This window comes from Marinobacter sp. M-5 (assembly GCF_032911545.1).
GTDB classification, from domain to species: domain Bacteria; phylum Pseudomonadota; class Gammaproteobacteria; order Pseudomonadales; family Oleiphilaceae; genus Marinobacter; species Marinobacter goseongensis.
The window spans coordinates 1,567,125-1,588,340 of sequence record NZ_JAWJEK010000001.1 but is presented as its reverse complement, the minus strand read 5'-3'; the positions used below and the strand labels follow the sequence as shown (position 1 = coordinate 1,588,340).

21 protein-coding genes and 1 tRNA gene are annotated in these 21,216 nt (G+C 57.1%); 12 read left to right on the top strand and 10 right to left on the bottom strand.

All coding sequences use genetic code 11. The features are described 5' to 3' along the window. Positions 1–159: 159 nt before the first annotated feature. A tRNA-Ser gene (locus R0125_RS07245) sits at positions 160–250 on the bottom strand. Between the two features lie 212 nt (positions 251–462). Here R0125_RS07245 and R0125_RS07240 point away from each other — a divergent pair. From R0125_RS07240 to R0125_RS07220, 5 genes are all read left to right on the top strand, one after another. Continuing rightward, the gene (locus R0125_RS07240) at positions 463–1,161 is read left to right on the top strand and encodes a Bax inhibitor-1/YccA family protein (protein WP_248181158.1); all 699 of its coding nucleotides are present in this window, start codon (positions 463–465) and stop codon (positions 1,159–1,161) included. 98 nt (positions 1,162–1,259) lie between these two features. Further along, positions 1,260–1,673 (top strand): sulfurtransferase complex subunit TusD, encoded by a 414-nt coding sequence (tusD, locus tag R0125_RS07235; protein WP_317237685.1) that lies wholly within the window; start codon positions 1,260–1,262, stop codon positions 1,671–1,673. A gap of 4 nt (positions 1,674–1,677) precedes the next feature. Then, the gene (locus R0125_RS07230; protein WP_317237684.1) at positions 1,678–2,028 is read left to right on the top strand and encodes a DsrE family protein; all 351 of its coding nucleotides are present in this window, start codon (positions 1,678–1,680) and stop codon (positions 2,026–2,028) included. Positions 2,029–2,062: 34 nt separating this feature from the next. After that, positions 2,063–2,335 (top strand): sulfurtransferase complex subunit TusB, encoded by a 273-nt coding sequence (tusB, locus tag R0125_RS07225; RefSeq protein WP_317237683.1) that lies wholly within the window; start codon positions 2,063–2,065, stop codon positions 2,333–2,335. 3 nt (positions 2,336–2,338) lie between these two features. Further along, the gene (locus tag R0125_RS07220; protein WP_248181154.1) at positions 2,339–2,656 is read left to right on the top strand and encodes a TusE/DsrC/DsvC family sulfur relay protein; all 318 of its coding nucleotides are present in this window, start codon (positions 2,339–2,341) and stop codon (positions 2,654–2,656) included. A gap of 10 nt (positions 2,657–2,666) precedes the next feature. Here the strand turns inward: R0125_RS07220 and R0125_RS07215 are convergent, their stop codons facing one another. From R0125_RS07215 to nfuA, 3 genes are all read right to left on the bottom strand, one after another. After that, positions 2,667–3,017 (bottom strand): hypothetical protein, encoded by a 351-nt coding sequence (locus R0125_RS07215; protein ID WP_248181153.1) that lies wholly within the window; start codon positions 3,015–3,017, stop codon positions 2,667–2,669. Between the two features lie 39 nt (positions 3,018–3,056). Next, entirely contained in the window at positions 3,057–4,223 is a 1,167-nt protein-coding gene (locus R0125_RS07210) for a hypothetical protein (RefSeq protein WP_317237682.1), read from the bottom strand. Positions 4,224–4,502: 279 nt separating this feature from the next. Continuing rightward, positions 4,503–5,090, bottom strand: a complete 588-nt coding sequence (nfuA, locus tag R0125_RS07205; protein WP_248181151.1) for a Fe-S biogenesis protein NfuA — start codon at positions 5,088–5,090, stop codon at positions 4,503–4,505. Between the two features lie 221 nt (positions 5,091–5,311). On the opposite strand from nfuA, the gene metH reads away from it, so the two are divergent. From metH to R0125_RS07185, 4 genes are all read left to right on the top strand, one after another. Further along, complete coding sequence (gene metH, locus R0125_RS07200; protein WP_317237681.1) at positions 5,312–9,010, top strand: methionine synthase; 3,699 nt, start codon at positions 5,312–5,314, stop codon at positions 9,008–9,010. Between the two features lie 31 nt (positions 9,011–9,041). After that, positions 9,042–9,266: a DUF2970 domain-containing protein gene (locus R0125_RS07195; protein ID WP_317237680.1), complete on the top strand. Its 225-nt coding sequence runs from the start codon at positions 9,042–9,044 to the stop codon at positions 9,264–9,266. A gap of 350 nt (positions 9,267–9,616) precedes the next feature. After that, entirely contained in the window at positions 9,617–11,269 is a 1,653-nt protein-coding gene (locus R0125_RS07190) for a nitrite/sulfite reductase (RefSeq protein WP_248181148.1), read from the top strand. Then, positions 11,262–11,765 carry a DUF934 domain-containing protein gene (locus R0125_RS07185; protein WP_317237678.1) on the top strand — a complete coding sequence of 168 codons (504 nt, stop codon included), beginning with the start codon at positions 11,262–11,264 and terminating at the stop codon, positions 11,763–11,765. The genes R0125_RS07190 and R0125_RS07185 overlap by 8 nt, the downstream gene beginning before the upstream one ends. A gap of 92 nt (positions 11,766–11,857) precedes the next feature. Here the strand turns inward: R0125_RS07185 and R0125_RS07180 are convergent, their stop codons facing one another. Both R0125_RS07180 and sohB read right to left on the bottom strand, forming a co-directional pair. Further along, positions 11,858–12,856: a YhdH/YhfP family quinone oxidoreductase gene (locus R0125_RS07180; RefSeq protein WP_248181146.1), complete on the bottom strand. Its 999-nt coding sequence runs from the start codon at positions 12,854–12,856 to the stop codon at positions 11,858–11,860. 22 nt (positions 12,857–12,878) lie between these two features. Continuing rightward, positions 12,879–13,943, bottom strand: coding sequence for a protease SohB (sohB, locus tag R0125_RS07175; protein ID WP_317237677.1), 1,065 nt, complete (start codon positions 13,941–13,943; stop codon positions 12,879–12,881). 224 nt (positions 13,944–14,167) lie between these two features. Between sohB and R0125_RS07170 the strand changes: the two genes are divergently transcribed. After that, positions 14,168–14,482, top strand: coding sequence for an SCP2 sterol-binding domain-containing protein (locus tag R0125_RS07170; protein ID WP_044385673.1), 315 nt, complete (start codon positions 14,168–14,170; stop codon positions 14,480–14,482). 61 nt (positions 14,483–14,543) lie between these two features. On the opposite strand, the gene R0125_RS07165 is transcribed toward R0125_RS07170, so the two are convergent. The 4 genes from R0125_RS07165 to R0125_RS07150 all read right to left on the bottom strand — a co-directional run bounded on the left by R0125_RS07165 (position 14,544) and on the right by R0125_RS07150 (position 18,406). Next, positions 14,544–16,250 carry a chemotaxis protein gene (locus tag R0125_RS07165; RefSeq protein ID WP_248181144.1) on the bottom strand — a complete coding sequence of 569 codons (1,707 nt, stop codon included), beginning with the start codon at positions 16,248–16,250 and terminating at the stop codon, positions 14,544–14,546. A 180-nt stretch (positions 16,251–16,430) separates the two neighbouring features. Further along, positions 16,431–17,144: a DNA polymerase III subunit epsilon gene (gene dnaQ, locus R0125_RS07160; RefSeq protein ID WP_248181143.1), complete on the bottom strand. Its 714-nt coding sequence runs from the start codon at positions 17,142–17,144 to the stop codon at positions 16,431–16,433. A gap of 16 nt (positions 17,145–17,160) precedes the next feature. After that, a complete protein-coding gene (rnhA, locus tag R0125_RS07155) occupies positions 17,161–17,604 on the bottom strand; it encodes a ribonuclease HI (protein WP_248181142.1) in 444 nt (147 codons plus the stop codon). Then, complete coding sequence (locus R0125_RS07150) at positions 17,594–18,406, bottom strand: class I SAM-dependent methyltransferase (RefSeq protein ID WP_317237676.1); 813 nt, start codon at positions 18,404–18,406, stop codon at positions 17,594–17,596. Before R0125_RS07150 ends, rnhA begins: the two co-directional genes overlap by 11 nt. Positions 18,407–18,503: 97 nt before the next feature. On the opposite strand from R0125_RS07150, the gene gloB reads away from it, so the two are divergent. Beyond that, entirely contained in the window at positions 18,504–19,298 is a 795-nt protein-coding gene (gene gloB / locus R0125_RS07145) for a hydroxyacylglutathione hydrolase (protein WP_317237675.1), read from the top strand. Between the two features lie 156 nt (positions 19,299–19,454). After that, positions 19,455–21,209, top strand: coding sequence for a LysM peptidoglycan-binding domain-containing protein (locus R0125_RS07140; RefSeq protein WP_317237674.1), 1,755 nt, complete (start codon positions 19,455–19,457; stop codon positions 21,207–21,209). Positions 21,210–21,216 lie beyond the last annotated feature (7 nt).

Genomic DNA, 21,216 nt, shown 5'->3' with positions numbered 1-21,216 from the left:
GGGCTTTCTGGCGCTTGTTGCCTTGAACCGTCCATAAAAGGAAAACTCCCGGAGTTCTGTCTTGTCATTATGGACGCACCGAGACTGCAGGCAATAAGGGAAAGAACGGGGGTTTATAGGAGGTTCATGGGGAGGAGATCTCGAAACTGATGAGAAAAGTGGCGGTGGGCCAGGGATTCGAACCCCGGGAAGGCTATTAACCTTCGGCGGTTTTCAAGACCGCTGCATTAAGCCACTCTGCCAGCCCACCGTTTTTCTCACTAGCCGTCATTGCGACAGCGGTGAGCATGATACCGGAATTGCCTGTGCTGTCAACGCCCTGCATAAAGTCGACCGGAACTTTCAACATTAACAGCATTTAATGGAATCTGATGGGTGCTTTTCTGTCGTAAATGATTGAAAGTCACGGTTGTGACATTATAGTGGTGCAAGAGACTTCTTGTTTTACCTACGGAGATGACAATGGAAGACAGACGATTCGGCGTTCAGAACAACCAGGGAGCCTATAACGCTCCTCAGGCAGAGCGCGCGACCACGGGCATCAGTGCAGATGCCATGAACGTGCTGCGCAACACCTACATGCTTCTGGGCATGACCCTGGCTTTCTCGGCCCTGACTGCCTTCCTGAACATGAACGGCGCTCATCCGGGATTCCTGATTACCATCGTGGGCTATATCGGTCTGCTTTTCGCGACCTATAAACTGAAGAACAGCCCCTGGGGTATTGTTACCTGTTTCGCCCTCACCGGCTTCATGGGCTACACACTCGGTCCGATCATCGGCGCGATTGTCGCCGCGGGCGCTTCCCAGGTTGTCGCTCAGGCACTGACCCTGACAGCCGTTGCGTTCGTTGGCCTGTCCGCCACCGCGATCATCACGAAGAAGGACTTCAGCTTCATGTCCAGCTTCCTGACCGCTGGCGCGTTCGTGCTGATCGGCGCCATGGTGTTGGCTTTCGTCATGGAAAGCTCGGTACTGCACCTCGCGGTGTCCGCCGGCTTCACCATCTTTGCGTCCATTATGATCCTGTTCGAGACCAGCCGGATCATCAATGGCGGCGAGCGCAACTACATCATCGCGACGGTCGGTCTGTACGTGGCAATCTACAACCTGTTTGTCAGCTTGCTGCACCTGCTGATGGCATTCAGCGGCGACGACTGATTCGGGCTGACCTTGTCCGACTCCGAAAGCCCCGGCATTTGCCGGGGCTTTTGCTTTGGGTACACTTAACAGCATCTACTCAGGATCCCTAGCAAGCAATGTCGCAAGAATCGTGTCATTTCACTCTGGTGATTACCGGAGCGCCCTATTCCAGCCAGGCGCCGCAAACCGCGCTCGGATTCGCACGGGCGGTCGTTGCCAGCGGCCATGCCATTGATCGTGTCTTTCTGTACGGCGAAGGGGTTCACCTGGCATCTGCACTGAGCTGCCCGCCATCCGATGAAATCAACTGGACATCTGCGTGGGGCGAGTTTCTCGAGCAACACTCTGTGCCCGGAATCGCCTGTATTGCCTCTGCGCTCCGCCGCGGGCTGATTGACCCCGCGGAGCAGCAGCGCCAAGAGCTGCCAGCCAGCAATCTGGCGGCGCCGTTTTCGATCGCCGGTCTCGGTGAATGGGTGGAAGGCGTTATGCAGTCATCCCGGGTTATCTACTTTCACGGGGGCGACTGAGCCAATGCAGACCCTGATCGTCATCGACCGTCCGCCATACGGCAGCTGGAGCGGCCGTGAGAGCCTCGACATGGCGTTTTCCCTTGCGGCCTTTGACCAGCCCATATCGTTATTGTTCGTCGGTGAGGGCGTGCTCTGGCTCAACAAGGGGCAAGATGCGACCGGCATTGCGCAGAAGTCGGTTGAGCGCAACCTGAAAGCCGCTGCCATGTTCGGCATAGAATCACTGATGGCAGATCAGTCCGCGTGCCAGCGTTTCAGTCTGACCGGGCAAACGCTTATTGACGGTGTTGAAACGGTCGAAAACCTGCGTGCGACCCTGCGCCGTTATGATCACGTTGTCTTCCCCGGGTAGACCCGCACCTTCCAGGCAGAGGAAAGCCATCATCATGCACACACTGCACATTGTCAGTAAATCGCCGGAGCACCCCCGCTTCCGGGAATGTCTCGCCATGGTCGATACCAACGATGCCGTTCTGCTTACCGGTAACGGAGTGGTTGCCCTTGCCGATACCAGCATCGAAGTGCCCTCGCCGCTTTATGGCTTAAAGAATGATATTCAGGCCCGGGCCCTGACACCGGACAGCGCCCAGTGCCAGGTTATCGGTTTTGACGACATGGTGGCGCTGACCATTCAAGCTCAACGGGTCATAAGCTGGTAAATCATGACAACGGCCATACGTAATAACGAAGGTTTTTTGCAAAACGCCGCTGACTGGACCGAAGAGGTCGCGAGGATCATTGCGGAAGAGGATCAGATCGAGTTAGGTGAAAAACACTGGGAGATCATTAGTTTTTTGCGGTTTTTTTACAAAACACATGAGATGTCTCCGCCCTCAAACCGCCTGTTTGTTAAAGCGGTGAAAGAAGCGCTCGGCGAAGACAAGGGCAACAGCATCTACCTGATGCAGCTATTTCCCGGTACGCCGGCCAAAACAGCCTGTCGTATTGCCGGCCTGCCGCGCCCCACGAACTGCCTCTGATTCAGCGTTCTCAGTAATCGCGAGGGCTGTTACCGTCCTGATCGGCGGCTTTTCGCTCAAGGTCGGCCGCGCTTCCCAGAAAGCTGCTCAGCCCGTTCTCGAACAATCCAGAACCAAATTTGAGAAACTGACGCGTCGACTCCTTTACTGTGTTTTCAGGAAGGTCCCGAAGAGACTCTGACACGCCTTTTTTGACGCCCCGAGTGACTCCGGGCTCAATTTCCTTCGACGCCGCAATCAGCTCAGCCACCTTGTCGTTCAGGTAAGGCCGCACCACACGAAACCAAAACCCCGCCAGCGCCGCAAGTACCGCCAACACGGTTACTGCCGCCTGGGCCACGAGTGTCAATGCGAATTCCATAACCGTTTCTCCTTTGCGATCGCCTGCCTGGATCGCTGGCTAGAAGGGTAAGGAAGTGAGGGAGAAAAACTGTGCAGCACCCGCCAAAGCGCCGAACAGACCACCCACTACCATCAATTGAAGCTCTTCCTCACGGAAAGCCGGACGCAGAATGTCCTGAAACTCGGCCGGTTGCAGTGCTTTCATCTGCCCCGCAAGAACACTGGCTACCACCGGTGCTCGCTCACGGTTGAACGATGGGTCACCAAACACATCGCGGGTCGCCAGTACGGCTTTCTGATTCATCGCTTTTTTCAGTTCGGTATAACCGGTCATGCCCACGGTCACCTGAGCGGTGAGTTTCATCACCACCGAGTTGTCCAGCAGCGGCCGAAGGTGCTTCTGAATAATCGCCCGGGTGCGGTCACCATGCCCGCCGTTGATCATGGCATCCGCCACTTTCTCAACCGTTATGAGCTCCTCGGCAACCAGCCGCGCCCATACCTCACTGATTTCTTCCTGCCTGCGCAGAAACAACCCCTGCACTTTCCAGAACAGGATCCGTCGCGGACGCAGCGGGCTGAAAATCAGATTGATGGCCAACCAGTTGGTCAGAAAACCGATGGCAAATCCACCGATCGGCAACAGCCATGGCTCCGGATAGGTCGCCCACAGCGGCGCCAGCGCAGCTCCCAGAAGGCCACCGATGATGGCGCCCCGGTTAATCACCGATTGCAGCTCCACGGAGCCGGCTTGTTTGAAAATCCGGTTCATCAGATCCGGGTGATGCTTGAGTTCCCGGCTTAACAGGGTTTTGAGATCCACCAGCTCGTTGAGATCGTCTCCGAAATCCTCAACCAGCGATTCGATGCGTGACGGCAATTGCTCGCGCGCCCATTGATAGATGCGGTTGCGCAAAAACAGAGGGAGGTTGTCCCAGAGCACGGGCTGGATCTCGTACATCACTTCATCGATGTACTCATCCAGCCGAGGATTCACCTGAGCCACCACCTGCTCGACAATACGCTGGGGCTCCAGCTTGGCGTAGACGGCGTTGAGATCACCGAACTGCTGCAGGGTTCGATCAATACAGATATGGGCCATCTTTTCGGCTTTGCGGGGAATCACACCCTGCCAGCCAAAAGCACCCACCCCGATAAACTGAACGGGATAGAAAGACATCTGGATGGCGAGCCAGTTGGTAAACCAGCCTACAACGGCCGCCATCAGTGGCACAGATAAGAGTGCAACGTCGAACAAATTGAACCCCGGTTATAAATGTCGCGGGCAGAAACGCCAGCGAGACCATCGTTATGAGCCAGGCCAGAATGGTACTCGCCTGTCGTTTCTGATTATGTGACGAATGATGAAGTAATTGAAATATCGGGGCATTGGCCGTGCCGCCAACGAAAGATGGGAAATGCGGCAGACAATTTGCGCGGGCCGGAGCAGAACAGCCCGGTGCATTACCGGGCTGTTCTGTTCGCGATAAGCCGTCAGAAATGGTTACTGATAGTAAGCATTGTCTGTCACGGAATGATCCGTTACGTCCCTCACTGCCGTAATTTCCGGGACTCGCTCTTTAAGTGTGGTCTCGACGCCCTGCTTCAGGGTCAGGCTGACGGCACTGCAACCCTGACAGCCGCCGCCGAAACGAAGCACTGCGACCGATTCGTCCACAATCTCGACGAGTGATACATCGCCGCCATGGGCAGCCAGATTGGGATTGATCTCGGACGCGAGGATGTAATTGACCCGGTCAGGCAGCGGTGCATCGTCATCGATCTTCGGAACCTTGGCGTTGGGCGCCTTGATGGTGAGCTGCCCGCCCATCTGATCCTTGGAATAGTCCACGAATGCTTCTTCGAGGAATGGTACAGAATTATGATCCAGAAACAGGGTGAACTTGCCCAGATCCACTTGCTCGTCGGTGGGTACCACTTCATTGGGTGGGCAGTAGGCCAGGCAGGTTTCGGCATTCTTGGTGCCCGGCTGGGTCACGAAAATGCGCACGCCCATGCCTTCCACATCCTGCTTTTCAATCAGTTGCGCCAGATAATCCCGTGCGGGATCAGTCACAGTAACCAGTGCCATGTTTTCAACCCGTTTGAAAGTTTGAGTTCATTTTAAGGGAGTTCGCCAGAACATGAAAGACCAAGTAAAATAGTCAGGCTTTAGAGCGCCGATGAGTTTCCCTTATTGACACCGGTAATTGACATTAGTCACCCGTACCGGGACGGAATCCGGCAATTTTGCTATGATCCCGCGCCGTTCAGTTAAATATGACGTTAAACACGACTTCCGGAAGTATTCCTATGACCGACCGCAACACTCGCCTGGACCAGCTCCATAAAGCCCTGCAGGAACGCATTGTTATCCTCGATGGCGGTATGGGCACGATGATCCAGAACCTCAAGCTGGATGAGGAAGCGTTCCGAGGCGACCGGTTTGCTGATTACGACCGCGAAGTCCAGGGCAACAACGACCTGCTGAACCTGACTCAGCCGGCACTGATGCGCAATATTCATGCGGATTACCTGGATGCCGGCGCGGATATCATCGAAACCAACACCTTCAATTCCACCCAGTTGTCCCAGGCGGATTACGGGTTGGAATCCATCGCCAAAGAGCTGAACGTCGCCTCGGCCCGGCTGACCAGGGACATTGCCGATGAGTTCACCGCAAAGAACCCGGACAAGCCCCGGTTTGTGGCCGGTGCCGTCGGCCCCACCTCGCGAACCGCATCCATTTCTCCCGACGTCAACAACCCGGGCTACCGGAATGTGGACTTTCAGACTCTGGTCGACAACTACTATGAGGCTGTCGAAGGTCTGGTGGAGGGCGGCTCCGATCTGATCCTGATCGAGACCATCTTCGACACCCTGAACGCCAAGGCCGCGATCTACGCAACGCAGCAGTATTTCGAAGACAGCGGCATTACCCTGCCGATCATGCTGTCTGGCACCATTACCGATGCTTCCGGCCGCACTCTGTCCGGCCAGACGACGGAAGCCTTCTGGAATTCCGTGGCCCATGCCAGACCGATTTCCGTCGGCCTGAACTGCGCATTGGGTGCCGACGCCCTGCGCCCTTATGTGGAAGAGCTGGCCAACAAGGCCGAGACCTACGTCAGCGCGCACCCGAACGCAGGTCTGCCGAACGAATTCGGGGAGTACGATCAGACCCCGGAAGAAATGGCCGAGATCATCGAAGGTTTCGCCCGCGACGGCTTCCTCAACATCATTGGCGGCTGCTGCGGTTCACGGCCCGATCACATTGAAGCCATCGCCAAGGCGGTGTCCAAATACCCTCCCCGCCAGATTCCGGAGCGCCCGAAAGCGCTGCGCCTGTCCGGCCTGGAACCGTTCACCGGGGATGAAAACACCCTGTTCATCAACGTGGGCGAGCGCACGAACGTGACCGGCTCCAAGCGCTTTCTGAGATTGATCAAGGAAGAACAGTACGAAGAGGCGCTCAGCGTTGCGCGGGATCAGGTCGAGAACGGTGCCCAGATCATCGATATCAACATGGACGAAGGCATGCTGGAATCGAAGGAGGTCATGGTGACCTTCCTCAATCTGGTGGCTTCTGAGCCGGATATCTCCCGCGTGCCCATCATGATTGATTCGTCCAAGTGGGACGTGATCGAAGCGGGCTTGCGCTGCATTCAGGGCAAGGCGGTGGTCAACTCCATCAGCCTCAAGGAAGGTGAGGAAGAGTTCATCAAGCGAGCCCGCGACTGCATGCGCTATGGCGCTGCCGTGGTGGTCATGGCGTTTGATGAGCAGGGCCAGGCGGACACCTACGAACGCAAGACCGAGATCTGCAAGCGCTCCTACGACGTGCTCATCGGGATCGGCTTCAACCCGGGCGACATCATCTTCGATCCCAACGTCTTCGCCATCGCCACCGGCATCGAAGAACACAACAACTACGCCGTGGATTTCATCAACGCCAGCCGGTGGATCCGCGAAAATCTGCCCCATGCCAGCATTTCCGGCGGGGTGAGCAACGTGTCGTTCTCATTCCGTGGCAACGATGTGGTCCGCGAGGCCATCCACTCTGTGTTCCTTTACCACGCCATCAAGGCCGGCATGAACATGGGGATCGTTAATCCGGGTCAGCTGGTGATATACGACGAGATCGATCCGGAACTCAAGGATCTGGTCGAAGACGTGGTGCTCAACCGCCGCACGGACGGCACCGACCGCCTGCTGGAAATTGCGGAGCGCTTCAAGGGCAAGGGGGGGAAAACCCAGGAGGAAGACCTGGCGTGGCGCGAATGGCCCGTGCAGAAACGCCTGGAGCATGCCCTGGTTAAAGGCATTACCAGCCACATTCTTGAAGACACCGAAGCCTGCCGACTGGAAGCCGGCCACCCTATCGAAGTGATCGAGGGGCCGCTGATGGACGGCATGAATGTGGTCGGTGACCTGTTCGGTGACGGTAAGATGTTCCTGCCCCAGGTGGTGAAGAGTGCCCGCGTCATGAAGCAGGCCGTAGCGCACCTGATCCCCTTCATCGAGGCCGAAAAGACCGAAGAGCAAAAAGCCAAAGGCAAGATCCTCATGGCCACGGTCAAGGGCGATGTGCACGACATCGGCAAGAACATCGTGGGTGTGGTGCTTCAGTGCAATAACTACGAAGTGATCGATATGGGCGTGATGGTGCCGTGCGACAAGATTCTCGAGAGGGCAAAGGCTGAGAACGTCGACATCATCGGCCTCAGCGGCCTGATCACGCCCTCGCTTGACGAAATGGTACACGTGGCCCGCGAAATGCAACGCCTTGATTTCAACATCCCGCTGATGATCGGTGGTGCGACAACCTCCAAGGCACATACCGCCGTCAAGATCGAACCGATGTACAAGAATGACATCGCGCTGTACGTGTCGGATGCCTCCCGTTGCGTGAATGTGGCGTCCCAACTGCTGAGCAAGACCGCGAAATCAGGACTGGTGGAAGCCGCCCGCACTGAATACGACGAGATCCGCGAGCGTCGCAAGAATCGTGGCGATCGCACCAAGCTGGTCTCGCTGAAGGAAGCCCGCGCCCGCGCGCCGGAACTCCAGTTTACCGATTACCAGCCGCCCAAGCCTTTGTTTACGGGCGTCCGGGTGTTCGAAGAGTATGACCTCAATGAGTTGGTGGATTACATCGACTGGACGCCGTTCTTCATCTCATGGGACATATCCGGGAAGTATCCGGCCATTTTCGACGACCCGAAACGGGGTGACGCCGCCCGCACGCTGTTCGACGACGCGCAGAATATCCTGCGGCGGATGGTTGACGAAAAACGGGTGACCGCCCGGGGTGTGATCGGCTTCTGGCCTGCCAGTCGTCGCGGTGATGACGTGGTGGTCTACACAGACGAATCACGATCCGAAGAAATGACCACGCTGCACCACCTGCGCCAGCAGGACGAGAAGGCACCAGGCAAACCGATGATGGCACTGTCCGATTTTGTTGCACCGGAAGCGCTCGGGGCCTGCGATTATATCGGCGGCTTTGCGGTAACCACCGGCATCGGCGCTGAAGAGCTGTCGCTGGAGTACAAGGATCAGAATGACGACTACAACGCCATCATGGTCAAGGCCCTGGCCGACCGGCTGGCGGAGGCCTTCGCCGAGCGCATGCATGAGCGGGTGCGGACCGAGTTCTGGGGTTATGCCGCTGACGAAAACATGGCCAACGAAGATCTGATCCGGGAACGCTACCGCGGTATCCGCCCGGCACCGGGTTACCCGGCTTGTCCGGACCACACCGAGAAGGCAACGCTGTTCTCGCTGCTGGAGGCTACTGACAAGATCGGCATCGAACTGACCGAGAGTTTCGCTATGTATCCAACGGCCGCGGTTTCTGGCTGGTATTTTGCTCACCCGGAGTCGAAATATTTTGCGGTGGGTAAGATTGGCGCGGATCAGGTGGAAGACTATGCTGAACGGAAGGGCATTTCCAAGGCCGAGGCCGAGCGCTGGTTGGCGCCAAGTCTGGCTTACGACCCTGCGGAATAAATCTGAACGGCAAGTTTGTACTGGGAGCACTATGGCTACCGAAGGCAAAGATGACCAGAAACCCAAAGGACCGGGGGTACTGAAAATCATTCAGAGCATCCTCGCCGGCGCGTTCGGAGTTCAATCCGACAAGCGCCGGCAGGAGGATTTCTCGAGCCACAGCCCGCTTCCCTATATCATCGCGGGCCTGCTGTTCACGACAGGCTTCGTGGTTACCCTGGTTGTCGTGGTAAAGCTGGTGCTGTCAGCGCAGTAATTTACTGCCCGCTGACCCAGACGACGGTAAACGCCACGACCAGCATGACCAGAAAAACCGCCGCAACGGCATCAACACTGCTGTCTGAATGTGCGTTTTTTTTCATCTCGGATTCCTCCCGATACCTTTTTATTATATGAAAGTGACGATCACGAATGCCGCCAACCCCGTTCCACTATAGTTAAGCATGTAATCGCCTTCCGTCCAGTCTTTTTGGTGTTTGTTTATCACTCGAATCGATAAACATATTTGGAAATAATCATTTTAACAATATATACACGATGATATTCTGCCCTCCTCGAAAAGGGGCCTTATCCCTGATACCACGCGTTTTTGCAGGACGTTTTACTATGTACGTATACGATGAACACGATCGGCAGATAGCGGCCGAGCGGGTTACCCAATTCCGTGACCAGACAGAGCGTGCGCTCGCCGGCGAGCTGAGTGAGGAAGAATTCCTTCCCCTTCGGCTCCAGAATGGTCTTTACGTTCAGCGTCTTGCGCCCATGTTGCGGATCTGTGTTCCGTACGGCATGCTCAGGTCCGACCAGTTGCGTCGGCTGGCGCGTATTACCCGTGACTACGATAAGGGTTATGCCCACTTCACGACCCGCCAGAACGTGCAACTGAACTGGCCGGCGTTGGAAGATGTGCCCGACATTCTGTCGGAATTGGCGGAAGTCGAGATGCACGCCAACCAGACCAGTGGCAACTGTATCCGAAACACCACCACAGATCAGTTTTCCGGCGTTCAGGTTGACGAGGTGGTCGACCCGCGGCCTTACTGCGAAATCATTCGCCAGTGGTCTACCTTCCACCCTGAATTCGCCTTCCTGCCCCGTAAATTCAAGGTAGCAGTCAACGCCTCTGAAAACACCGACCGTGCGGCTATTCAGGTTCACGACATCGGGCTGCAAATGGTCCGTAACGATCAGGGTGAACTGGGTTATCGGGTCCATGTGGGTGGCGGTCTGGGCCGCACTCCGATGGTGGGTCCGGTGATCCGCGAGTTTTTGCCCGAGCTGGATCTGCTGACGTACCTGGAAGCCGTTTTGCGGGTATACAACCGTTACGGCCGCCGCGACAACAAGTTCAAGGCTCGGATCAAAATTCTGGTAAAAGCACTCACTCCCGAAGGGTTTGCGGAGAAGGTCGAGTCAGAGTGGGCCCACATCAAGGACTCCCCCACCCGGCTGACCCGTGAAGCCATCGAGCGTATTCAGGGCTATTTCACCGAGCCCGCCTACGAAGCGATGGACAATGCGTCGGAGCGGCTGGCCTCCCAACGCTTCGAAAACCGTCGCTTTGACCAGTGGCTGAGCCACAACGTCGACAGCCACAAAAAGCCCGGCTACGCCATTGTCACGCTGACCATGAAGAAAACCGGCACGCCCCCGGGTGATGTCTCCGACACCCAGCTTGAGCAGATTGCCGAACTGGCCGAAGCGTTCAGCTTTGGTGAAGTGCGGGTGACCCATCAGCAGAACGTAGTGCTAGCGGATGTCCGTCAGGATCAGCTGTTTGAGCTTTGGCAGCAAATTGAGCCCATGGGCTTTGCCACCGCCAATCTCAACACCCTGACCGACGTCATCTGCTGCCCCGGCGGCGATTACTGCGCCCTGGCAAATGCTAAATCCATTCCGGTGGCCGAATCCATCCAGCGCCGGTTCGACGACATGGATTTCCTCTACGACCTGGGGGACATCGATCTCAACATTTCCGGGTGCATGAACGCCTGCGGTCATCACCACGTGGGCAATATCGGGGTACTCGGTGTCGACAAAAAGGGCGCGGAGTTCTATCAGGTAAGCCTCGGCGGCTCGTCCCATCACGACGCCACCATTGGCAAGATCCTCGGGCCCTCGTTTGCCCAGGATGACATGCCGGAAGTGATTGCCAAGATCATTGATGTGTATGTGAATAACCGGAAAGACGAGGAACCGTTCCTCGAAACCTATCGTCGGATCGGAATTGAGCCTTTCAAGGAGCGGGTCTATGCGTGACATTATTTCCAGAGACGGAACCATCTCGGCGGACACCTGGGTGGTCGTCCCCCGGCCCGCTGACGGGGACGCCCTCTCCATACCGGACCAGCCAGCACTGATCCCAGCGGATCTGTGGTTGGCCGGTAAAGAGCACTTTGAGGGCCGCGATGACATCGGCGTGTGGTTCGACAGTCACGACGAGCCGGAAATTCTGGACGGCCTGGTCAATGAGCTGAAGCTGATTGCCGTCAATTTCCCGAAGTTCAGTGATGGTCGGGGCTACAGCATTGCGCGGCTGCTGCGTGAGCGATTCGGTTACCAGAACGAGCTGCGGGCTATCGGCGATGTACTGCTGGATCAGCTGCAGTTCATGAAACGCTGCGGGTTTGACAGCTACGCATTGCGGGAAGACAAGGACGCCACCAAGGCGGCCCGCTCTCTGAGCTTCTTCAGCCAGGGGTATCAGGCCGCGACCGACACCGACATGCCGCTGTTTCGTCGCCGGGCGTCCTGACCGGTCAGAAGTCATTGCTGGTGTAAAAAAGGGGGAACCGGCGGTTCCCCCTTTTCTGTTCATCCCTGAAACCCGCGCGCCGGGGCGTGGCCTCAGAGCGAATGATCCAGAACAATTTTGCCTGACGATTCGCCCTTCAGAAACGCCTGCAGCGCCCCGTCCAGCTCGCCACGGCCGATTGTGCGTGCGGTGGCTTCCGTTTTCGGGCATGCCCAGGCTCCGGCGAACTTCTCCCAGATAGCCGCTTTCTCCGCCAGCGGTATTTCCACCGAATCAACACCCAGCAGGTTAACGCCTCTCAGAATGAAAGGCAGTACCGTGGTTTCCAGTTGCGGGCCGGCGACCAGTCCGCAGCAGGAGACCGAGCCACCCGGCAAGATCTGCTTCAGCAGTTCCGCCAGGGGCTGACCACCGACCGTGTCCACCGCGTTGGCAAATACCGGCTTGAGCATCGGTTTTTTCTCAGCGGCCAGCGCATCGCGGCCGACCACCTCGGACGCGCCAAGAGCTTTCAATTCATCGGTGTGGCCGGCTTTTCCGCTGATGGCGACAACGTCAAAACCCAGCCCGGCCAGCAACTCAACGGCAACACTGCCTACCGCCCCACTGGCACCGGAGACCGCCACTTTGCCCTGCTCGGGGCGGGCCCCCATGGTAAGAAGCTTCTGGACACACAGCCCGGCGGTCAGGCCGGCGGTGCCGTAGATCATCGCGGTGCGAGCATCCCAGCCTGGTGCCATGGCCACGCACCAGGAGACCGGCACCCGAATATACTCGCCAAACCCGCCCGCGGTGTTCATACCCAGATCATAACCGGTCACGATGACCTTGCTGCCGACGGCCGGCTCACCCGTAGCGGAATCCACCACCTCACCTGCGGCATCAATGCCGGGCGTATGGGGAAAGTTGCGGGTAACGCCCTTGTTGCCCGAGGCAGACAGCGCATCCTTGTAGTTCAGGGATGAGTGGCTAACCTTGATCAATACATCGTTATCCGGCAGATCGGCGGTATTCAGGGTCTGCTCGCTGCCCTGATACTCGCCGTTACTCTCCCGTACTTGCCAGGCCTTGAATTCGGTTGGGTTTGTCATGATGATGCCCCGTGTCTGTCAGTTACTGGATTTTCTGGTTCCGGAACGCGCTCAGTACTTTCCATACGGTGTGCTCTAGAGCGGCGCTGGTGGCCAGACCAAGCTTTTCCGGCAACGTTCGCTTGCGCTGGAATGTGACCGAGATTACGTCAGCATGCTCGCAGGCTTCAATGAGATATTCGTCGGAGGTCTGAATCTGATCAATCAGATTGACATCCAGAGCACGGCGGCCAAACCAGATGTCACCATTAGCGACCGCGGCGATATCGAGCCCCGGCCTGCGCTCACTGACGTACTCCTTGAACAGTACGTGGGTATCCTCCAGATCCTCCAGGAATTTCTGACGGCCCTTGTCGGTATTCTCGCCAAATACAGTCAGCGTCCGCTTGTGTTCACCGGCAGTGAGCACCTCGAAATCCACGTCGTTCTTTTTCAGAAACCGATGGAAATTGGGTAACTGAGCAACGACGCCAATGGAGCCGAGAATGGCAAACGGCGAGGCCACGATCCGGTCGGCGACACAGGCCATCATATAGCCGCCACTGGCGGCCACTTTGTCAACGCAGGCGGTCAGATGGATGTCCTTGCTGCGGATACGGTCAAGCTGAGCCGCGGCCAGACCGTAGGAGTGGACCAGACCTCCTCCACTCTCGAGCCGAATCACCACTTCATCCTGACCCGGCTTGGCGATACTCAGTACGGCGGTTATGGCGCGTCGCAGAGGGTCTGTATCGCTGGCTTTGATGTCGCCGTCAAAATCCAGCACGAAGACCCGCTTTTTCGGATCCGCGGGCTCCGCTCCGGCTTTGCGCTTTCCCTTGTCAGCCTTGGCCTTGGCCTTTTCGTCCTTCTTGTATTTCTTGGCCCAGGCTTTGCGATCCGGTTCGGATAGCAAGCGAGCCTCCAGGGATTCCCGCAGCCTGCGGTACTTTTCATTGAGTTTCCGCACCCTGAGCTCACCATCGCCGCTTTCCTCACCCTTATCCTTCTGGGCGGCAGACAGAATGACCGAAATGACAACGATCAATGCCACGACCAGTGTCACAGCTTTGGCAACGAACAAACCGAACTCTGTCAGAAATTCCAAATTGCTTCTCCAGGCAGATTTTCAAAGCGGTGATTGTAACTTACAGGGTCTGTTGTAGTAAGCGACCTGCGATTTTAAAACAAGCGTTCGATAGAGGTTGACACTGTCAGTCTGTCACCCTAAAGTCGGGAAGCTACGTCGGCTCTTCCCGGCCCGGAACAGGCGCATGCCAGGGACCCCATAGCCGTCGCCAAGCCAAGACAATCATCAAAAAGGGTAAAATAATGTCTGTAGCTCAGGTATTTGAAAAGCTCGAACAGAATTTCAACGCAGACGCAGCGCAAGGCCTCGATCTGGTATTCCAGTTCGACATCGAAGATGACAAGACCTACCACCTGGTTATCAATGATGGCACCTGCAAACTTCACGAAGGTGCCCACGACGATCCTTCCGTGACCCTGATTATGAATTCAGAAACCCTGCAAGGCATCGTCTCAGGCGAGACTGACGGCATGCAGGCGTTCATGGCCGGCCAGCTGCGCGCCGAAGGCGACATGATGCTGGCAACCAAACTGGGCGAACTGTTCAAGATGGGCTGATCACCTGCCTGCAGAACCATCGCTCCAAAAAAAACCTGCCAGTTGGCAGGTTTTTTTTTATTCAGAGCCCGACGTCGTCCAGTGACGTCTCCGCAAGGCGAAGCAGGTCAGCGTTTCGCTCCTCCCGCTTGCCGATACTCTCGATGTAATACTCCAGCGACGTCAAAGCATCCGCCAGCGCTTCCAGCACCTGGGCTGCGGGCGCTCCCCGAGCGTCCAGCAAGCGATCCTGGATCGACGCCGCCACCCGGGCCAGCACATCCGCGGCCGCCGGATCGTTTACCATCTGCAGCCCGCCCCATATGCTGTGCAGCGTGGCGGGCAGGTTGGCGAGGTGGAGCTTGTCGTAATCGGATTCAATGAACGCAGTAATGGCTCGTTTGGCCAGTGTCAGGGCGCTTCTGGCCTCATCCGCAACAACGAACATGGCCTCCTGAAGATACAGGGATTCATCGCGCTTGCGCTCACCGGTCGCCAGTGCGTCGGTTTCCGATGTGATGCCGCGGGTTACGATCTGCAGCACGGCATCTTCAATTCCCAGGACGGAATCGGCGAGAGCGTAGAGTTCATCATCGGCAGGCAGGCGGGATTCCGACTCCCAGGCCCGCAGGCGTGCCGCTTCTTCCCGGCAACGACCGGCCAGCTTGTTGAGATCCAGCATCAGCAATGTGTTGCCAAGACGCTCAAGGGTATCGGCAATGGAGGACAGCTCGGCAATGTCGGGCTCAATTCCCCGTTCAATGATATCAAGCTTGTCTTTAAGCTGATTCAGCTCGTCCTGCAGTGCTTCGGACAAGGACTTCAAAACATCGGAGCCCGGCCCGTACAAACGGCGTGCGTGAGCAGCCATCATGGAATCCGGGTACTCGGTTGGCGCCAACCGGTAAGCGGACAGGATGCTGGTGACTTCAGGGTTGCCGGAGCCACTGCGATAAAGCAGATAGACAAGGTCCCGAATCAACGAGTCCGGGGCGTCTTTCGCGGTGGCAACCTCGCCGACGTAAACCACTTCCCGTGCGTATTTCTCAACTCGCATGAACATGCGCTTGCGAGCTTTGTTGAACGGCATGGCCCGGTCCAGCATGGTGTCAGCCACAATCGCCACCAGACACCACATCTGCCCCATCGGGGCGCCCTTGCACAAGCGCGCGAGTCCACGGGCAGAGCGACCGAACAATTTCTTGCTCACCACTTCGTTACGTTCACGGAGAATGCCCAGAAGCCCGACCTGAAAGCTCAGGCGCATGCGACGGGCAAGAATCTCGTATTCTGATTCATTGCCTTCAAAGGGCTGGATGCTGACACCGTCACAAAAATCCGGCCGTTCCTTCACGTCTACTTCAAAGAAGCAGGATTCAGGGTATGGCTTCTCTTTACGCGCTTCGCGAAGCTCATTGATCACAGGCAGGAGCAATTCGGGGTGATCAGCACGCTGCTGATGGTAATACTCGACATAGCGACGGAGTATGAAGAGCGCACTGTTCAGCGTGGTCAGGAGAATGTTCTTGTCATCGTTCGCGCCAACGGGCACATCGTTGGCCATGCTCACGGCTTCCTGGCACAGCAACGTGCCGCCGCGCAGTTCAACAAGAATGAAAATGCCGCGAAGCTGGTTCAGGAAATCCACGCAGTTCTGAAGATCTTCGCCACTTTCACGGTTTTCCTGAAAGCGTTCGAGGCTGGATTCTGCCTGCTTTATGGTCTGCTCAATTTCAATTTTGACCAGATCAAAAGACTGCGATTTCGTCGCCAGAGACGATTGAACCATAAACGCTTCCTGTTAATGTTGCGGAGACTACCGCGTCCTATTCTTATTACTGTTCGCAAAAAAGTGGCGAACTAATCATTACTTATAACACAAAACTCAAGTTGCTCAAGAAACCCGGAATGTAACAAATGGTACAGGAAGATGCAGTTCTCACTTCCCGTGTATGAAATCCGGTCAGGTCTAATCGCCCGGATTCTCGATGCGGTTCCAGACAGTACCACCGGCCTGCTTTGCAAGTGCATCCATGAACTCAACGTGGGCCCGGGCCTCATCGGCAGACGCTTTCAGAACCCGTAGTGGCTTTCGTTCTGCTGATAGCCGCCGGACACCACCAGAGCCGCCTCCCTCCTCGCTGCCGGCATCCAGTGACAACGCCGTTTGCCCCCCCGTGAGCAGAAGGTAGACGTCCGCGAGGATCTCCGCATCCAGCAGGGCGCCGTGCAGCTCACGATTGCTGTTGTCGACCCCGTAACGCTTACACAGTGCGTCAAGGTTGTTTTTCTGACCCGGGTGCTTCTTGCGCGCGATGGCCAGTGAGTCAACCACGCCGCAATGTTCAGCAGTTTTGCGTACCGGCTTGAGACGGGCGAATTCCGAATCCATGAAGCCGACGTCGAAAGCGGCGTTATGGATAACCAGTTCGGCGCCCTTGATAAACTCGAAGAACTCGTCGGCTATTTCGGCAAACACCGGCTTGTCTGTAAGAAACTCGTTGGTGATCCCGTGCACCGTGATCGCTTCGGCCTCAACCTCTCGCTGGGGGTTGATGTAAACATGGTAGTTACGGCCGGTCAGTTGCCGCTCCATCATTTCCACACAGCCGATTTCGATAATGCGGTGACCCTCGTTGGGATCAATACCGGTGGTTTCTGTATCCAGTACTATCTGTCTCATGCCCTACCTTATTTGCCTACGCGTTCGCCAACTCGTCCACACCCCGATTGGCCAGCTCGTCTGCCAGCTCGTTGTCGGGCACACCGGAGTGTCCTTTTACCCAATGCCAGTTCACCTGGTGGCGAGCCACTTCATCATCAAGCTCCCGCCACAGGTCCTCATTTTTCACCGGCTTTTTCGCCGAAGTCTTCCAGCCGTTGCGCTTCCACCCGGCCATCCACTCGATGATCCCTTTGCGCACGTACTGGGAATCAGTGTAGAGCTCAACCTCACACGGCCGTTTCAGCGCTTCCAACCCTTTGATGGCAGCCATGAGCTCCATACGGTTGTTGGTGGTTTGAGATTCCCCACCGTGCAGGGTTTTGCGTACATCGCCGTAACGGAGTACCACGCCCCACCCTCCGGGCCCCGGATTGCCCTTACAGGCGCCATCGGTATACAGAACAACCTTACCGGCCATGACCACTCCCAAGATCTCGTGTTTCAATGTTGACCTGGCTGGCGCATCCGCGAGAAGCGCCAACCGTTCCGGTACCGGGCAACGGAATCACTTTCTGTTGCCGCCACGCCGGACGACGGGGCATGCGTGAGCAGACCCGTTTTCTGGCAAGGATACAGTAATAGGCCCCAACAGGCAGAATGCCATTGCCGCATACAGATTCAAACAGGCTCATCTTTTGCCCGGCCTCGGCCTTGTGCAGCGGCAACCGATAAAAACAGGAGCGGGAGTGTTCCACCGAAAAATCCAGCAATCTGAGCCAGTCTTCCATACGGCTTTTCATCAGGAAACGTCCGCCCCAGGGGCCGCTTCGCGCTCTCGACAAAAAGCGTCGCACGCCCCAGACACTGAGTGGGTTAAACCCGATCAACAGAATGGACCCCTCCCCCCTCAACACGCGCGCCGCCTCCCGTAACGCCTGATGAGGATGCGGTGAAAAATCGGCGGTGTGATGCAGAATCACCAGATCCATGGAATCTCCGGGGAACGGCAGCTCGTCAGCGTCGCACACCGCAACGCCGTCCGGTATGGCAGGGCTCCAGCGGGGCGTAGTTACAATTTTCTGGGCAAAATCGGCACCGCTGGCCAGCGGGAACCGATGGCTGACGCCTACCTGCAACTGTCGCGCGCCCGTGAGCTTTTCAATCTGCGCATCAACGCAGGCCCGTTGGTCAGCAAGCAACGCACGCCCCAGTGGCGTCTGGTACCAGCGCTCAAAGCTGTCATGCCGTTGTGCGTAATCAACTGCTGTGCTTGGTGGCATTGTCTGCGTATCCCTGACCATTTGGGGGTCGCCCTTGGGACGACCTGGTTAATGCTCTATCATAACAGGCACACATTTTTGCTACATGCGAGGCCCTATGCTGACCATTACGCCCATCCCTGCGTTCAATGACAACTATATCTGGTGCCTCGCGGACCACCAGACGGGCAAGGCATTAATTGTAGACCCCGGCCAGGCGGATCCCGTCCGCAAGCATCTTGCCGAGCACAGCCTGGCGCTGGACACCATCCTCGTCACCCATCACCATCCCGACCACGTTGGCGGTGTGAAAAGCCTGGCTGCCGAAACCGCCGACTGCCGCATCGTCGGTCCCGCCGGATCGCCCTTCGGAGGCATAACCCACCCGGTTCATCCAGGAGGCGAAGTCATCTGGAATGGTCTGACCTTCCAGGTGCTTGGCGTTCCTGGCCATACGCTTGATCATATCGCCTTTTTCACTGACACGCCGGTAAATGACCACCCGGTGCTGTTTTGTGGCGACACCCTCTTTGTCTGCGGCTGTGGCCGCCTGTTCGAGGGCTCTCCGGCACAGATGCGTGAATCCCTTGCCAGCCTGCGGCAACTGCCCGACAACACCCGGGTCTACTGTGCCCACGAGTACACGCTGGCCAATCTTCGCTTTGCGCGTCATTGGTTGCCGGATGATATCGCCCTGACACAGTTCGAAGCAGCCTGTCAGGCAAACCGTGACCAGAACAAGCCCACCGTGCCGTCCGTTCTGGGAGATGAGAAACGGATGAATCCTTTCCTGCGCTGGGACGATCCGGCGGTCATCGCAGTAGCCCAAACCTATTGTGCGAACAATGGCTTGCCGGCAGAAAGCGCGAACGACGTGTTTGCGGCAATCCGCCACGGCAAGGATCACTTCTGACGCGGTTAACAAATCCTCTCAATGACGTAACGAGAGGTTTCTTGACCCTGTTTGAGCGCTTCTCATAGAATCCGTCTAATTTCAGAACTGTAACTTATTAAATATCGCCGGCTTTTTGACACAGGCCGGCGTTGTAATCCAGCCGGAAGTCCTATTATGTCGGTCAGACGTTTTTCCACTGTGTTGATTGCCAGCGCCGTACTCAGCGGTTGCACAACCCTCGAGAGTAGCACGCCGGAGTGGATGAATCCGGCCTCTTACTTTGACGACGACAGCAGCAGAAACGGCGCAGACAATCCGTTGGATTCACGCCGAACTACCGTGGCGGCTGGCGATAACGAGCTGAAGGAATCGGTCGAGTCCGGAGGCCTGTCCAGCAATGAAGCACGCACACAGCTGGACGAGGCCATCTCACCGGAGCTCAAGGCTGCAGCCGAGGAGGCTCGTGACAAACTGGATGCGCCTTCGAATCGCGTTGATGAGGATGCGGATACCACGCCCGATTTGTGGCGCCGCCTGCGAGCGGGATTTGAACTCGACCATGACGTGACGGACCCCAGAGTCAAAACCCAACTGGACTGGTATCGCAAACATCCCAGCTACATCGACCGTGTCGTGGAGCGTGGCAGTCGCTATCTCCACTACATTGTGACCGAAACCGAAAAGCGGGGGCTGCCGGCCGAGCTGGCGTTGCTGCCCATTGTCGAAAGCGCGTTCGATCCCTTCGCCTACTCCCATGGCCGTGCTGCGGGGCTTTGGCAGTTCATTCCGAGCACCGGCAAATACTTCGGTCTGACCCAGAGCTGGTGGCACGACGAGCGCCGTGACGTCATCGCCGCAACGGACGCCGCCCTGACCTACCTTGATCGCCTCGCCAAGCGCTTCGATGGCGATTACACGCTTGCGCTGGCGGCCTACAACAGCGGTGGCGGTACCGTTTCCATTGCCATGCGGCGCAATCGCAATGCCGGCAAGCCAACCGATTACTGGTCGCTCAGGCTGCCCAAAGAAACCACACATTACGTGCCAAAGCTGATCGCGCTGGCAAAAATCTTCGACAAGCCGGAAGATTACGGCATCAGTCTTCCATCGCTGAAAGACGAACCCTACTTCGAGGTGGTCGACACCGGATCACAGCTGGATCTGGCGCAGGCAGCCAAACTGGCGGGTGTGGACGTGGACGAAATTTACCTGCTGAACCCCTCCTTCAACCGGTGGGCCACCTCACCGGACGGACCGCACAGGTTACTGATCCCGATAGAAAAGGCCGCCACCTTCAGCGATGCTCTGGGGAAAATCCCGAAAGACCAGAGGGTTGCGTGGCGCAACTATCAGGTCCAGTCCGGCGACAGTCTGAGCACCGTGGCCCGCAAATTCTCGACGACGCCGTCAGTCATTCGCCGTGTGAATAATCTCAACGGTGACATGATACGGATCGGTCAGCGCCTGATGATCCCCTCGGCCAGCCAGAACTCGGATAAATACGCCCTCAGCGCTGGCCAACGTCTGGAACGCAAGCAATCCCGCGGGCGCAGTGGTACCCGTGTTGATTACACCGTCAGGCGTGGAGACACGTTCTGGGACATTGCCCGGGAACACCGCGTCACCGTGCGCGAAGTAGCCGACTGGAACAATATGGCGCCCGGCGACCCTCTGATTCCCGGTAAACGCATCGTAATCTGGTCTCAGAGCAAGCAACAACCCGCGGCCGTTGCCAGCAACAACCGCGGTAACGCCATGGTGAGAAAAGTGGGCTACCGGGTTCGCAAGGGCGACTCGCTGTCAACCATTGCCAGCCGGTTTGCCGTGAATGTGAGCGACATCGCAAGCTGGAACGACCTGAATTCAGCACGTTATCTTCAGCCGGGGCAAAGTCTGGTACTCTACGTGGATATCAGGAACAGCCCCTGAAGATTTC